The organism is Rhodococcus opacus B4, from assembly GCF_000010805.1.
Lineage (GTDB): Bacteria > Actinomycetota > Actinomycetes > Mycobacteriales > Mycobacteriaceae > Rhodococcus_F > Rhodococcus_F opacus_C.
In genome coordinates, this window is sequence record NC_012522.1 from 6,246,257 (window position 1) to 6,259,775 (window position 13,519).

Below are 13,519 nucleotides of genomic sequence, written 5' to 3' on the forward strand. Positions count from 1 at the left end.
GGTCAGTCGCGGCGGAGATGACCGTGGAGGTGATGGGTGAGCGGAGTCAGGTCGTGCGCCATCCACACGTCGTACGTGAGGTCGCCGCCGCGCACCGACAACTGCCGCCGGATGCTGTGCACCGGCTTGGCGTCCGGGGACGCGCTCAGCGCCACCATCGACAACTCGATGATGCCCTCCCGGATCTGACCGCGGTGGATCTCGGTGAACCCGGTCGGCTGGGCGACGAGCAACTCGGCCTCGTCCTCGGCGACGAGCCGCAGATACCCGGACTCCGAGTGCAGCGGCCGGCCGGTGCCCGCCTCCCGTGTCCGAGACCGGTACGCCAGGAACGGTTTACCGCTGGGGGAGAATTCGATCTCCTCGGTGTACGCGAAGTCGTCGATCGTCGGGTACGCGCCTTCGCCCTCGCCGCGCCACAGGCCGGCGAACGGCGCCAGGGCGGACGGCACGGACGGGGCCGGTGGTGCGGTCGCAGACGAACTCGCCGTCGCATCCGGGTGCGCCGGCGAGAGAGTCGAGTTCTCGTCCATGAGATACCTCCGCCGCTTCACGGTACTCGCCTGCGGGGCCGAGGGACACGGTCGGCGGCGGCGCGTTTGAGCGTGCCTGCCGGGTCCACCGGCATTACCGTCTAGACATGAACGCGTCCGGTTCTGCACCGCTGGGGGCCAACTCCGAAGTCGGGCAGCTGCGTGCCGTCCTCCTGCACCGCCCCGGGGACGAACTGAAGCGGCTCACACCCCGCAACAACGACCAACTGCTGTTCGACGGACTGCCCTGGGTCGACCGCGCCCAGGAGGAACACGACGCGTTCGCGGACCTGCTGCGCAGCCGCGGCGTCGAGGTCCTGCTGCTGTCCGACCTGCTCGCCGAGACACTCGGCGCCAGCGGAGCCGCCCGCATCCAGGGCATCGGCGCCGCCGTCGACCCCCGGAAGCTGGGCCACACGTTGGCGCAGGAACTCGCCGCGCACCTCCGCGGCGTCCCGGCCCCCGAACTCTCCACCATCCTCACCGCGGGCATGACCTTCGACGAACTTCCCGTCGCCGCCAACACGGCCTCGCTGGTTCGCCGCATGCACCACGGCGGCGACTTCGTCATCGACCCGCTGCCGAACCTGCTCTTCACCCGGGACTCGTCGTTCTGGATCGGACCGCGTGTCGCGATCACGTCGCTGGCACTGCCCGCCCGTGTCCGCGAAACGTCCCTCACCGACATCATCTACGCCCACCACCCGCGATTCCGCGGCGCCCGGCGCGCGTACGAATCCCACACGGCCCCCGTCGAAGGCGGCGACGTCCTGCTCCTGGCGCCCGGCGTCGTCGCCGTCGGAGTGGGGGAGCGCACCACACCGGCCGGGGCCGAGGCGTTGGCGCGCAGCGTCTTCGAGGACGAACTGGCGCACACCGTACTGGTGGTGCCCATCGCACAGGCCCGGGCGTCCATGCACCTCGACACCGTGTGCACGATGGTCGACCACGACGCCGTAGTGATGTACCCGATCATCCAGGACACGCTGTCGGCGTTCACCATTCACCGCGAGGACAACGGCGTGTCGATCCGCGGCGCCGACCCGTTCCTGAGCGCCGCCGCCGAGGCCATGGGCATCGGGAAGCTGCGCGTCATCGACACCGGACTCGACAACGTCACCGCCGAGCGCGAACAGTGGGACGACGGAAACAACACGCTCGCACTCGCACCCGGCGTCGTCGTCGCTTACGAACGGAACGTCGAGACCAACGCCCGGCTCGAGGCTTCGGGCATCGAGGTACTGCGGATCGCCGGTTCCGAACTCGGGTCGGGTCGCGGCGGGCCCCGCTGCATGTCCTGTCCGGTGGCCCGCGACCCGCTGTAGGCGGCTCCGCCGCCCGTGCGCCTTTCTGGTCGTGGGAGCAACCAGAAAGGCGCACGAGCCCGGAGGGCCTAGAGGATGTCGCCGACCTTCGCGGCCGGGCGGGCGAGGACGGTGCCCTTGTTCGTCACGACGATCGGTCGCTCGATGAGGATGGGGTTGTCCACCATCGCTTCGAGCAGTTCGTCCTCGGACGCCTCGGCGAGCCCGAGTTCCTTGAACACGGCCTCCTTCTTGCGGATCGCCTCGCTCGGCTTCAGGCCGGCGTCGTCGAGAAGTTTGCGCAATCCGTCCCGCGAGGGCGGGGTCTCGAGGTACTTCACGACGGTCGGCTCGATGCCCGCGTCCCGGATCAGTCCGAGGACGGTGCGGGACGTGCTGCAGCGCTGGTTGTGGTAGATGGTCGCGGTGTTCGCCATATCCGACATTCTGCACCCGGGGAACAAATGCGCCCGCACCGAGCGCTGAACCCGGGTAGTACATCGTGAACAGTCGAACACAAGAGGGAGATCGATCATGGTCGAGCACCGGGACGCGGCTCCGCAGCGCATCGTCATCGCGGGTGGACACGGGAAGATCGCCCGCCACCTCATCAAGATTCTCACCGCCCGCGGCGACCGTGCGGTCGCGTTGATCCGCAACCCCGACCACGAGCACGAGGTCGCGGCACTCGGCGCCGAACCGGTGGTGATCGATCTGGAGGCGGCGACCGTGGACGACGTCGCGAAGACCCTCGCCGGTGCGGACGCCGCGGTGTTCGCGGCGGGTGCCGGTCCGGGCAGCGGAATCGCCCGCAAGGACACCGTCGACCGCGGTGCCGCGGTCCTGCTCGCCGACGCCGCCGAGAAGGCGGGGACACGGCGATTCGTTCAGGTCGGCTCGTTCGGGGCGGGTGAGCCGATCCCCGAGGGCACCGACGACGTGTTCGCCGCCTACCTGGTCGCGAAGACGGCCGCCGAGGAAGATCTGCGCGCCCGCACCCACCTCGATTGGACGATTCTCCGTCCGGGCGGTCTCCTCGACGACGACGCGACCGGTCACGTCACGCTGACCGCGCCGCCCCTCGAACGCGGCACCGTCACGCGTGCCGACGTCGCAGCGGTGGTCGCGGCGCTCCTGGACCACCCGGACACGGCGAAGAAGACGCTCATGCTGACGTCCGGTCCCACGCCGATCACTGAGGCCGTCGCCGCGGTGTGACCGAGGCCGTCGCCGGGGTGTGACTGAGGCCGTCGCCGGGGTGTGACCGAGGCCGTCGCCGCGGTGCAACCGTTGCGGCGCCGCAACCGCGCAACTACGGTCTGATACAACGCGTGGAACAACGGAGGTGGCGCCGGCCGTGGACATCGACATCGACCCCGATTCTTCGACCGCCCCGTTCGACCAGTTGCGCTTGCAGATCATCGAGCAGGTGCGCAGCGGGCAACTGATCGCGGGGACGAAGATCCCCACGGTGCGCGCGCTGGCCGTCGAGGTCGGCCTCGCACCGAACACCGTCGCCAAGGCGTACCGGGAGCTCGGCGAGCAGGGTGTCATCGAAACCCGGGGCAAGCAGGGCACATTCATCGCGAGCGGCGGTGACCCCATCCGCGCCGGGGCTGAGAAGGCCGCAACCGGTTATGTGCAGGAACTGCGGAAGCTGGGGGTGTCCGACGAGGAGATCCTCGGCTTCGTGCAGTCCGCTCTCCGCGGCGCCGATTGAGTACGGTGCCATCCAGAAGGTGAGACCTCAGAAAGGTAGACGCTCGGTATGGCTTCTGCACTCTTCCGTGACTTCGCACTACTGATCGCCCGGATCGGGCTCGGCGTGATCTTCGTCGCGCACGGCTGGCAGAAGTTCTTCGATTACGGAGTGAAGGCCACCCAGGCGTCGTTCGCCGACATGGGCGTCCCGCGGCCCGACATCTCGGCTGTTGCGGCCGCCACCATCGAGCTCGCGGGTGGGTTTGCTCTCATGGTGGGCGTCGCCACACCGATCGCCGGAGTCCTGCTGTTCCTCGACATGCTCGGGGCGCTGATTCTGGTGCACGCGGACAAGGGAGTGTTCGTCGCGGACGGCGGGTACGAACTCGTCGTCGCACTCGGCGTCGGGTCGCTGCTTCTCGCTGTGATCGGCGCCGGAGGCCTCAGCATCGACGGGCTCCTCGGAAGAGGCTCGGGATGGGGCAAAACCGCAGCGTAACGATACCGCTCAGTGGGTCTCGATTCGGTGTGAAGCGGTGGGCTAGCTTGCTTTTGCCACCGAAAATGACCAACGTAGTTGTTCATGGCAATGAATACTGATCTGCCTGATCAAGGTTCCGAGACCGCTGGCGCGGCCGTCGGCGGAGGGCTCAAACGGGTCGGTGTTCGCACCGACCACGTCGTGTTCTCCGCCGCCGCCGCCGCGGTCTCGGCAATCGTCGTCTGGGGGCTCGTGGCCCCCGACAATCTCGACACCACGACTGGTAAGGCGCTCGACTGGCTGGTCACCGACATGGGCTGGTTGTTCGTCCTGTCGGCGTCCGGGTTCGTCCTCTTCTCACTGTGGCTCGCGTTCAGCAAGTTCGGCCACATTCCGCTCGGCAAGGACGGCGAGAAGCCCGAGTTCCGGACCGTCAGCTGGATCGCGATGATGTTCAGCGCCGGAATGGGCATCGGACTGATGTTCTTCGGTGTCGCCGAACCGCTCGCGCACTACGTGACACCCCCTCCGGGTTCCAGCGGTGGCATCGGAACTGCGATGGCCACCACCATGTTCCACTGGAGCCTGCACCCGTGGGCGATGTACGCGGTGGTCGGACTGTCGATCGCGTACGGCTCGTACCGCAAGGGTCGCAAGCAGCTGTTCAGCTCCGCGTTCATTCCGCTCCTCGGCCGCCGCGCCGAGGGACCGATCGGCAAGTTCATCGACGTCCTCGCGATCTTCGCGACGCTGTTCGGGACCGCCGCCTCGCTGGGTCTCGGCGCACTGCAGATCGGTTCCGGATTCCAGGTCGTCGGGTGGATGTCGGAGGTCAGCACGTTCCTGCTGGTCGCGATCGTCGCCCTGCTGACCCTCGCGTTCGTGGCCTCGGCCGTGTCGGGCGTCGCCAAGGGAATCCAGTGGCTCTCCAACACCAACATGGTGCTCGCCGTCGTCCTGGCGCTGTTCGTGTTCGTCGTCGGACCTACGGTCCTGATCCTCAACCTGCTGCCCACGACGATCGGCGCCTACGCCGCGCAGCTCGCGCAGATGTCGGCCCGCACCGGCGCGTCGTCCGATCCGGCGACCGGCGAATGGTTGTCCTCGTGGACCATCTTCTACTGGGCGTGGTGGATCTCCTGGACCCCCTTCGTCGGCATGTTCCTGGCCCGCATCAGCCGTGGCCGGACCATCCGGCAGTTCGTGGTCGGCGTGATCGTGGTGCCGAGCGCCGTGAGCCTCGTGTGGTTCGCGATCTTCGGCGGTGCGGGCATCAGCGAGCAGCGTGACGGAATCGACCTCGCCGGCCAGGACACCCAGGAGGGTCAGCTGTTCGGGATGCTCAACCACCTGCCGCTCACCGGCATCACGACCGTCCTGGTGATGGTCCTCGTGGGGATTTTCTTCGTCTCCGGCGCCGACGCCGCATCGATGGTGATGGGAACCCTGTCGCAGCGCGGTTCACTGGAACCGCAGCGCTGGGTGGTCGTGTTCTGGGGTGTGCTCACCGGTGGCGTCGCCGCGCTGATCCTGTGGACCGGCGGCGACACTGCACTCGACGGACTGCAGACGATGACGATCATCGCTGCGGCACCGTTCGTCCTCGTGATGATCGGGTTGTGCTTCTCGCTCTACAAGGATCTGTCCCGAGATCAGATGATTGTCGACGGCCGGGAAATGCGGAGGGAGATGCGGAGAGTGGCGGCGAAGCGTCGTCGCGACCGGATCTCGTCCCGCTAGAGGAACAGTCTGCGAGCCGTCCGGGTCCCGCGGGACCCGGACGGCTCGACTCGCTGCGGTGTCAACGCCAGCTCGGCAGCCACAGTTGGTGCTGCCACGTCTCCGGGGTGATCGGAACGGCCGTGAGGATCGGCCACAACCAGATGAAGTTGGCGACCACCAGCCCCACATAGAGACAGACGGCGAGCAGGCCGGTGGTGCGGCGCTCGAACGACGCCTTCGCGCTGCCCAGGACGTCGCCCAGTACCAGTGCGAGACCCATCACCATGAACGGCGCCAGCGCCACCGCGTAGAAGTAGTACATCTGGCGGTCCAGGGTGGTCAGCCACGGCAGGAACGCGGCGCCGTAGCCGGTGAGGACGGTGGCGTACCGCCAGTCCTTCCGCACCACGGACTGCCACAGGGCCCACGCGAGCATCGGCAGCGCCAGCCACCACATGGCGGGCGTCCCGATGAGCATGACGGCCTTGACGCAACTCGACGCACCGCAGCCGGTGACGTGATCACCCTCGGCGAAGTAGTACAGCATCGGGCGCAGACCCATCGGCCACGTCCACGGCTTCGACTCCCACGGGTGATGGTTGCCCGCCGAATTGGTGAGACCCGAATGGAAATCGAGGACGTTGCCGCTGTAGTACCACAGCGACCGCAGCGCTGCCGGCACGAACGACCAGGTGCCGCCCGTCCCGATCTCGTTGCCCACGGCATGGCGGTCGACACCGGTCTCGCTGGCGAACCACGCCCAGTAGCTGGCGAGGTACACGAACAGCGGGACGGCGACCAGCGCGTACAGCGCGGGGCCGATATCGCGGACGCCGGCGCCGAACCACGGGCGGCGCACCCCGTAGGCGCGCCGGGCCGACACATCGAAGGCGACGCTGAGCAGCCCGAAGAACACGATGAAGTAGACGCCCGACCATTTGGTCCCGCACGCCAGACCCAGCATGATCCCGGCACCGAACCGCCACCATCGCACACCGAGCCGCGGACCCCACTCGCTGTCGCCGATCCGGCCCTCGGCGTACACCCGGGCCATCCGCTCGCGGACCTGGTCGCGGTCCACGATCAGGCAGCCGAGCGCGGCCACCGCGAACAGCGCCAGGAAAATGTCGAGCATGCCGAGCCGGGACGAGACGAACGTCACCCCGTCCGCGACCAGCAGGACCCCGGCGAGCCCGCCGATCAGAGTGGACCGCGTGAGCCGGCGGACGATCCGGATCACCAGCAGAACCATGATCGTGCCCGCCACGGCCGAGGCGAACCGCCAGCCCCAGCCGTTGTAGCCGAAGACCGCCTCGCCCATCGCGATCAGCTGTTTGCCGATCGGCGGATGCACTACCAGCCCGTAGCCGGGGTTGTCCTCGAGCCAGCCGCCGGTGAGCACCTGCCAGCCCTGCGGCGCGTAGTGCTTCTCGTCGAACACGGGAGTGCCCGCGTCGGTCGGGTAGCCGAGCATCGTGAACCGGGTGATCGCCGCGATCGCCGTGACGAACAGGGTCACCACCCAGCCGCGGGCGCGGTCGACGGGACCGAAGTCGGGAGGCGGCACGAGCGGCGCCGGTCCGACCATGGACGGCTGTCGTGCGGAGGGCGTCGGTCGCTCGTCCGTCAGCATCGTCACGCCGCAATCGTAGGCTGTGGGTCATGACTGGTCGCCTAGTGCTCGCCGCAACACCGATGGGGGATGTGGGTGACGCGTCGCCGAGGCTGCGTGCGGCGCTCGGGACGGCCGACGTCGTCGCCGCCGAGGACACCCGCCGCACCAAGGCCCTCGCCTCCGCGCTCGACGTGACGATCACCGGCAAGGTCGTCAGCTTCTACGACCAGGTCGAGACGGCCCGGCTGCCCGCGCTCGTCGCCGACGTCGCGTCCGGCAAGACCGTTCTCCTCGTCACCGACGCCGGCATGCCGTCGGTCAGCGACCCCGGATACCGGCTGGTGTCGGCGTGCGTGGCCGAGGATCTGGCGGTGACGTGCCTGCCCGGACCGTCGGCGGTGACGACGGCGCTCGCGTTGTCCGGGCTGCCGGTCGAACGGTTCTGTTTCGACGGCTTCCCGCCCCGCAAGCCGGGCCAGCGCAAGACGTGGCTGCAGGCCCTGGTCACCGAGCAACGCGCCTGCGTGTTCTTCGAGGCGCCGCACCGGCTCGCCGACTGCCTCGCGGACGCCGCCGCCGTGCTCGGCGGCACCCGCCGCGCCGCCGTCTGCCGGGAACTGACCAAAACGTACGAGGAGGTGCGCCGCGGCACCCTCGCCGAACTCGCCGAGTGGGCCGCCGAGGGTGTCCGCGGCGAGATCACCGTGGTGGTGGAGGGCGCCACCCTCGTCGCATCCGACCCCGCCGACCTCGTCGACGAGGTGGAGCGACTGGTCGCCGACGGCACCCGGCTCAAGGACGCGTGCGCGCTCGTCGCCACCACCGGCGTGTCGAAGCGGGAACTCTACGAAACGGTGCTGGCGTCCCGGAAGGACTAGGCGTCCGGCGGGCCGCTACCGCCGGAGGGCGCGCTCCCCGGGCGCCAGCGAGGCGTCGTCGGCGGCCGCCTGCCCGGCGTACCAGCCGTTGGCGTCGACGGCCCTGCCGCGGGCCTTCTTGGTCCGCGGAAACAGCCGGTCGAACTCGGCGTCGACGGCCTCGGACTTGGTGGCCAGGATCGGCAGCAGATCGGCGACGGGGATCGACGCCTCGTCGGCGGCGTCGGCCGTGGCCCGGCTGTCGGCGTCGCGCAACCGCTGCCCGATGCGACTGGCGAAACCGGCGAGGAACCCCTTCCGGAATGACGTGGTGCGCGAACCGCCGCGACTGTCGGCGTCCGCGAATTGCATTGCGCGCGTGGCCTGCACCAGCAACGAGGTGAAGAGCATGTCGACCTGCTGGAGGTCGAGGGGGGTGCCGACCACGGTCGCGATGGCGAGGGAGCTGAACCAGACGGTGCGCACCCGGTTGGAGTCGCCGATCTCGGTGAGAAGGTGCACCTTCTCCTTGACGTACGGATTCTCCAGGTGGATACGGCGACTGTGCACCGCCGTGTTGCCGGCGCCGTTCTGGGTGTGGAGGAGGGCGGCGCTGATCGCGTAGCGCGTCATCAACTCCTGCGCCTTCGCGGTGAAGATCTCCGCCTCCTCCGCGAAATCGGTGGCCTCGGCCTTGGCCAGGAGCCCGCGAATCCTGTTGAGCACCTTCGCGTCGGCCTCGGTCTCGCCGGGCATCGCCGCCACCGGGTCGGCGACCCGCACGACCGGCCACGTCGACGGCGGGGGAGTGAGCACCGTCCAGCCGGGCAGATTCGTCCACGACAGCGACAGGTCGGTGAGCTGGTAGACCGAGTGATACGGGTCCTCGAACAGCAACCCGGCGGCCAGCGCGCGAACGTCGGGACCGTCGACCGGAACCCGTGCCGCCAGGTGGGACGCGCCCGGGTACTGCTCGCCGATGGTGCGGAGTTGCTCCACCCAGTCCCGCGGCGCCCGGTGCGCGGCGCGCGTGCGCTCCGACTCGTGCAGCACCACAGCCGCCGCGAGCGCCGCGTCGGACGGCTCCTTCGATCTACGCGCCAGATGGAGGACGTCGGCGGGCTGCCACCCGCGCTCGTACGCGGCCGACAACTCGCCCATCAGGGTGTGGACCGCCGCCGCGGCCTGGGGGCTCACTTCGTCGTCGAACACGCGCGCTCCGTTCCTGAATGCACCGGGAAGAGATCGAATGTATGTTCTATTCGGCGTCATGGGGAGAGTGTGCATGCAGGGTCCGACAAGATCGGACCCCGCGCGGATCAGTCCTCCACGTAACGCGGGAACACACCCGAAGGCGCAGGCAGCGGTGTGCCCGCCACGATGCGCGCCGGAAGGTCGCTGAATTGCCGCGCGTCGCTCTTCTGGCCCAGCAGGTCCAGGATCTTTTCCGCGGCGTCCGGCATGACCGGCTGCACGAGGATGCCGACGATCCGGACCACCTCGAGCGTCACGTACAACACCGTCGCCATGCGCTCGGGGTCCGTCTTGCGCAGAACCCAGGGCTCCTGCTTGGAGAAGTACCGGTTGGTCTCGCCGAGGACCGACCAGATCGCCTCCAGAGCGAGGTGCAGAGCCTGGACGTCGTACTCGGCGCGCACCCGCTCCAGCAGAGCATCCGCCTGCGCGAGCATCGCGGTGTCGTCGTCGGTCAGCGCACCGGGCGTCGGAACCTGGGCGTCGCAGTTCTTCGCGACCATTGACAGCGAACGCTGGGCGAGGTTGCCGAGTTCGTTCGCCAGGTCGGCGTTGATCCGGGTGACGATGGCCTCGTGGCTGTAGCTGCCGTCCTGGCCGTAGGAGATCTCGCGGAGCAGGAAGAAGCGGACCGCGTCGAGGCCGTACTGCTCCACCATGGCGACCGGGTCGACGACGTTGCCGACCGACTTCGACATCTTCTCGCCCTTGTTGTAGAGGAATCCGTGCACGAAGACGCGCTTCGGCAACTCGATTCCCGCCGACATCAGGAACGCAGGCCAGTACACGGTGTGGAACCGGGTGATGTCCTTGCCGATGATGTGCAGGTTCGCCGGCCAGAACTTGCCGAACTGCTCGGAATCCGTGTCCGGGTATCCGGCGCCCGTCAGGTAATTGGTGAGCGCATCGACCCACACGTACATGACGTGCTCGGGGTGTCCGGGCACCGGAACGCCCCAGTCGAACGTCGTGCGGGAGATCGACAGGTCCTTGAGGCCACCCTTGACGAAGCTGACGATCTCGTTGCGCCGCGTCGCGGGCGCGATGAAGTCGGGGTTCTCGTCGTAGAGGGCGAGCAGCTTGTCCTGGTACTCGGACAGCTTGAAGAAGTACGTGGACTCCTCCGTCCACTCGACCGGGGTGCCCGTCTCGGTGGACAGGCGCGAACCGTCCTCCTGCAGCGTGGTCTCGGCCTCGGTGTAGAACGCCTCGTCGCGGACCGAGTACCAGCCCGAGTACGTGTCGAGGTAGATGTCGCCGGCTTCGAGCATCCTCTGCCAGATCGCCTTGCTGGCCTCCTCGTGGTCGGCATCCGTGGTGCGGATGAACCGGTCGAAGGAGATGTTCAGCGTCTTGTCCATGGCCTCGAACACATCCGAGTTCCGCGCGGCGAGTTCGCGGACGTCGATGCCTTCCTTGGCCGCGGTCTGCTGCATTTTCAGACCGTGCTCGTCGGTTCCCGTCATGAAGTAGACGTCGAACCCGTCCAGGCGCTTGAACCGTGCGAGGGCGTCGGAGGAGATGTACTCGTAGGCGTGGCCGATGTGCGGGACGCCGTTCGGGTACGCGATCGCCGTCGTCAGATAGAAAGGTGGCCGCGAGGCGGTGGAATCAGCAGCATTCATGGTGCGACCACTCTATCTGCGCGCCGCCGTTTCGTGACGCGCAGATTCGGGATCTAGTCCCGGCCGGCGCCGTCCTCGTCGGCGACGGCGCGCGACTCGTACGCTGCGCGGGCCGACTTGTCCGTGGACCGCACCTGGTCGGGAACCATCCGCCGGACCGCGAAGTCGCGGGCGAACTGCGGAAAGACGGTGACCAGCCGGACCAGCGGGCCGACGTACCGGGGGATGGTCAGTTCGAACCGGGGACGCCGGATCACCGCGACCACCGCCTTCGCGACGTCGGCCGGCGACAGCAGCCGCGCCGCGCCCGTCGCCGTCCCGGCCGCGAGTTCGGTGTCGACGACCCCGGGCATGATCACCGAGATGTGTACCCCCGACCCGCGCAGTTCCTCGCGGACACCGGTCAGATAGCCGAGGACGCCGTGCTTCGTGGCGGCGTACGTCGACTCGCCGGGCGGCGCGACCTTCGACGCCGCCGACGCCACCGTGACGATCTGACCGCGGCCGCGCTCACGCATCGCCGGGGCCGCCAGACGCACTCCCCGGATGACCCCGTGCAGGTTCACGGCGAGCTGCCGGTCCGTCGCGGATTCGGGTTCCTCGTCGAACCTTCCGACCCACATGACGCCCGCGTTGTTGACGAGCACGTCGATCGGTCCCCAGTGATCCTCGACGGCGGCGAGGAACGAGGCGAACGACCCGGTGTCGGTGACGTCCAGTTCGAGGCCCTCCACCGTCCCGCCCGCCCGGCCGAGTTCGTCCGCGGTCCGGCGGGCCGCGGCGCCGTCGACGTCACCGATCGCGACCCGTGCACCGGCCAGTGCCAGCTGTCGGGCGATTTCCCTCCCGATTCCCCTCGCACCGCCGGTCACCGCGATCACGCGGCCGTTCATCGAGCTCGAAGTCATGGACACGGCTCCCTCCCCGTCGGGGCGAAGGTACCGCATGTGACATGCGCGGCGGCGGGCGTCGACAATGTCCGCATGAGCAAAGACCGTCCCGCCCCGGAAGCCCCCGCGCCGCTGTTCCCGCTCGTCGACTCGCACACCCACCTCGACGCGTGTGGAGCCTCGGACGCCGCGAGTGTCACGGCGATCGTCGACCGGGCTGCCGCGGTCGGGGTCGAGCGGGTGGTCACGGTCGCCGACGACCTGGCGGCCGCCCAGTTCGCCGTCGACGCGGCGCACTGGGATCCCCGCGTCTACGCGGCCGTCGCCATTCACCCGACCCGGGCGAACGTGCTCGACGACGCGACCAGGGTGGAGATCGAGCGGCTCGCCAGGGATCCGCGGGTGGTTGCGGTGGGGGAGACGGGACTCGACTTCTACTGGCCCGGCAAGCTCGACGGCTGCGCCACCGTCCCCGAGCAGACCGAGGGCTTCCGCTGGCACATCGACCTCGCGAAGCGGCTCGGCAAGACGCTGATGATCCACAACCGGGAGGCCGACCAGGCGCTGCTGCAGGTGCTGCGGGAGGAGGGGGCGCCGGAGACGGTGATCTTCCACTGCTTCTCCTCGGACGCCGACATGGCGCGCGAGTGTATCGATGCCGGCTACGTCCTCAGCTTCTCCGGCACCGTCAGCTTCAAGAACGCGAAGGCCCTCCGGGAGGCCGCGCCGCTGGTGCCGTCGGACCAGCTGATCGTCGAGACGGATGCGCCGTTCCTCACCCCGCACCCGTTCCGGGGCGCTCCCAACGAGCCGTACTGCCTGCCGTACACGGTCCGGGCGCTCGCCGAGATCCGCGGCGAGAACCCGGACGACCTGGCGAAGGCGTCCACCGCGACCGCCGAGCGTGTGTATGGCCTCCGGCCCGTGAGTGGTTAGCGAGTCCCTGGACTCGTCAAGCGCGCACAGGGCCGAGAGCCCTAAGTTGAAGATTCAACTTAGGCGATTTAGGATCGTTGCCTGTTCAACTAATGGTCGTCCCGGTCGCGCGGGGACACCTCGATGAAAGGCACATCCATGAACAACCCCGCAGTTCGAAACCTGGGAATTCTCGTGGCCCGCGTGGGCATCGGCGTCATCTTCCTCGCGCACGGATGGCAGAAGGCCTTCACCAACGGACTCGACGCGCAGACCGCCGGATTCGAGGCCATGGGAGTGCCGCTTCCCGGCGTCTCGGCGTTCCTGGCGACGTGGATCGAGCTGATCGGCGGCATCGCGCTGATCGTCGGCGCCGCGGTCCCGATTGTCGGAATCCTGCTCTTCCTCGACATGCTCGGCGCCTTCTTCCTCGTGCACGTCGACAAGGGAATCTTCGCGAGCGAGGGCGGCTACGAACTGGTGCTCGCCCTGGGCGCCGCGTCGCTGCTGCTCGCCGTCGTCGGATCGGGCCGCTTCGGTGTCGACGGACTGCTCGGCGACAAGCTGCCGTGGGCCGCGAAGGAACCGGCCACCGTCTGACCCCCAGGTGAGCGGCGAAGTG

14 protein-coding genes are annotated in these 13,519 nt (G+C 68.6%); 8 read left to right on the forward strand and 6 right to left on the reverse strand.

The features are described 5' to 3' along the window. Positions 1–2: 2 nt before the first annotated feature. On the reverse strand, positions 3–533 hold the full coding sequence (locus ROP_RS28350) for an FABP family protein (protein WP_015889456.1): 531 nt from the start codon (positions 531–533) through the stop codon (positions 3–5). Positions 534–640: 107 nt separating this feature from the next. On the opposite strand from ROP_RS28350, the gene arcA reads away from it, so the two are divergent. Next, the gene (gene arcA / locus ROP_RS28355) at positions 641–1,858 is read left to right on the forward strand and encodes an arginine deiminase (RefSeq protein ID WP_015889457.1); all 1,218 of its coding nucleotides are present in this window, start codon (positions 641–643) and stop codon (positions 1,856–1,858) included. A gap of 68 nt (positions 1,859–1,926) precedes the next feature. Here arcA and arsC read toward each other — a convergent pair whose 3' ends face one another. Then, on the reverse strand, positions 1,927–2,274 hold the full coding sequence (gene arsC / locus ROP_RS28360) for an arsenate reductase (glutaredoxin) (RefSeq protein ID WP_015889458.1): 348 nt from the start codon (positions 2,272–2,274) through the stop codon (positions 1,927–1,929). Between the two features lie 97 nt (positions 2,275–2,371). On the opposite strand from arsC, the gene ROP_RS28365 reads away from it, so the two are divergent. The 4 genes from ROP_RS28365 (at position 2,372) to ROP_RS28380 (ending at position 5,759) form a co-directional block, all read left to right on the forward strand. Continuing rightward, complete coding sequence (locus ROP_RS28365; protein WP_015889459.1) at positions 2,372–3,055, forward strand: NAD(P)H-binding protein; 684 nt, start codon at positions 2,372–2,374, stop codon at positions 3,053–3,055. 127 nt (positions 3,056–3,182) lie between these two features. Further along, complete coding sequence (locus tag ROP_RS28370) at positions 3,183–3,557, forward strand: GntR family transcriptional regulator (RefSeq protein ID WP_015889460.1); 375 nt, start codon at positions 3,183–3,185, stop codon at positions 3,555–3,557. Between the two features lie 48 nt (positions 3,558–3,605). After that, positions 3,606–4,037, forward strand: a complete 432-nt coding sequence (locus ROP_RS28375) for a DoxX family protein (RefSeq protein WP_015889461.1) — start codon at positions 3,606–3,608, stop codon at positions 4,035–4,037. Between the two features lie 90 nt (positions 4,038–4,127). After that, the gene (locus ROP_RS28380; RefSeq protein ID WP_015889462.1) at positions 4,128–5,759 is read left to right on the forward strand and encodes a BCCT family transporter; all 1,632 of its coding nucleotides are present in this window, start codon (positions 4,128–4,130) and stop codon (positions 5,757–5,759) included. A 61-nt stretch (positions 5,760–5,820) separates the two neighbouring features. Here the strand turns inward: ROP_RS28380 and ROP_RS28385 are convergent, their stop codons facing one another. Continuing rightward, positions 5,821–7,329, reverse strand: coding sequence for a dolichyl-phosphate-mannose--protein mannosyltransferase (locus ROP_RS28385; RefSeq protein WP_043826856.1), 1,509 nt, complete (start codon positions 7,327–7,329; stop codon positions 5,821–5,823). A 74-nt stretch (positions 7,330–7,403) separates the two neighbouring features. Here ROP_RS28385 and rsmI point away from each other — a divergent pair, with 74 nt between their 5' ends. Beyond that, on the forward strand, positions 7,404–8,234 hold the full coding sequence (gene rsmI / locus ROP_RS28390; RefSeq protein WP_015889464.1) for a 16S rRNA (cytidine(1402)-2'-O)-methyltransferase: 831 nt from the start codon (positions 7,404–7,406) through the stop codon (positions 8,232–8,234). A 15-nt stretch (positions 8,235–8,249) separates the two neighbouring features. On the opposite strand, the gene ROP_RS28395 is transcribed toward rsmI, so the two are convergent. The 3 genes from ROP_RS28395 to ROP_RS28405 all read right to left on the reverse strand — a co-directional run bounded on the left by ROP_RS28395 (position 8,250) and on the right by ROP_RS28405 (position 12,039). Then, entirely contained in the window at positions 8,250–9,425 is a 1,176-nt protein-coding gene (locus ROP_RS28395; protein WP_193384871.1) for a DUF2786 domain-containing protein, read from the reverse strand. A 107-nt stretch (positions 9,426–9,532) separates the two neighbouring features. Then, positions 9,533–11,092: a methionine--tRNA ligase gene (gene metG, locus ROP_RS28400; protein WP_015889466.1), complete on the reverse strand. Its 1,560-nt coding sequence runs from the start codon at positions 11,090–11,092 to the stop codon at positions 9,533–9,535. Positions 11,093–11,145: 53 nt separating this feature from the next. Further along, positions 11,146–12,039 (reverse strand): SDR family oxidoreductase, encoded by an 894-nt coding sequence (locus ROP_RS28405; RefSeq protein ID WP_015889467.1) that lies wholly within the window; start codon positions 12,037–12,039, stop codon positions 11,146–11,148. 36 nt (positions 12,040–12,075) lie between these two features. Between ROP_RS28405 and ROP_RS28410 the strand changes: the two genes are divergently transcribed. Continuing rightward, entirely contained in the window at positions 12,076–12,918 is an 843-nt protein-coding gene (locus ROP_RS28410) for a TatD family hydrolase (RefSeq protein ID WP_015889468.1), read from the forward strand. Positions 12,919–13,056: 138 nt separating this feature from the next. Then, positions 13,057–13,497 (forward strand): DoxX family protein, encoded by a 441-nt coding sequence (locus tag ROP_RS28415; protein ID WP_015889469.1) that lies wholly within the window; start codon positions 13,057–13,059, stop codon positions 13,495–13,497. Positions 13,498–13,519 lie beyond the last annotated feature (22 nt).

Coding starts and splice junctions, on each gene's coding strand:
- ROP_RS28350 (WP_015889456.1), bottom strand. CDS start 533: ATGGACGAGAACTCGACTCTCTCGCCGGCGCACCCGGATGCGACGGCG.
- arcA (WP_015889457.1), top strand. CDS start 641: ATGAACGCGTCCGGTTCTGCACCGCTGGGGGCCAACTCCGAAGTCGGG.
- arsC (WP_015889458.1), bottom strand. CDS start 2,274: ATGGCGAACACCGCGACCATCTACCACAACCAGCGCTGCAGCACGTCC.
- ROP_RS28365 (WP_015889459.1), top strand. CDS start 2,372: ATGGTCGAGCACCGGGACGCGGCTCCGCAGCGCATCGTCATCGCGGGT.
- ROP_RS28375 (WP_015889461.1), top strand. CDS start 3,606: ATGGCTTCTGCACTCTTCCGTGACTTCGCACTACTGATCGCCCGGATC.
- ROP_RS28380 (WP_015889462.1), top strand. CDS start 4,128: ATGAATACTGATCTGCCTGATCAAGGTTCCGAGACCGCTGGCGCGGCC.
- ROP_RS28385 (WP_043826856.1), bottom strand. CDS start 7,329: ATGGTCGGACCGGCGCCGCTCGTGCCGCCTCCCGACTTCGGTCCCGTC.
- rsmI (WP_015889464.1), top strand. CDS start 7,404: ATGACTGGTCGCCTAGTGCTCGCCGCAACACCGATGGGGGATGTGGGT.
- metG (WP_015889466.1), bottom strand. CDS start 11,092: ATGAATGCTGCTGATTCCACCGCCTCGCGGCCACCTTTCTATCTGACG.
- ROP_RS28405 (WP_015889467.1), bottom strand. CDS start 12,039: ATGCGGTACCTTCGCCCCGACGGGGAGGGAGCCGTGTCCATGACTTCG.
- ROP_RS28410 (WP_015889468.1), top strand. CDS start 12,076: ATGAGCAAAGACCGTCCCGCCCCGGAAGCCCCCGCGCCGCTGTTCCCG.
- ROP_RS28415 (WP_015889469.1), top strand. CDS start 13,057: ATGAACAACCCCGCAGTTCGAAACCTGGGAATTCTCGTGGCCCGCGTG.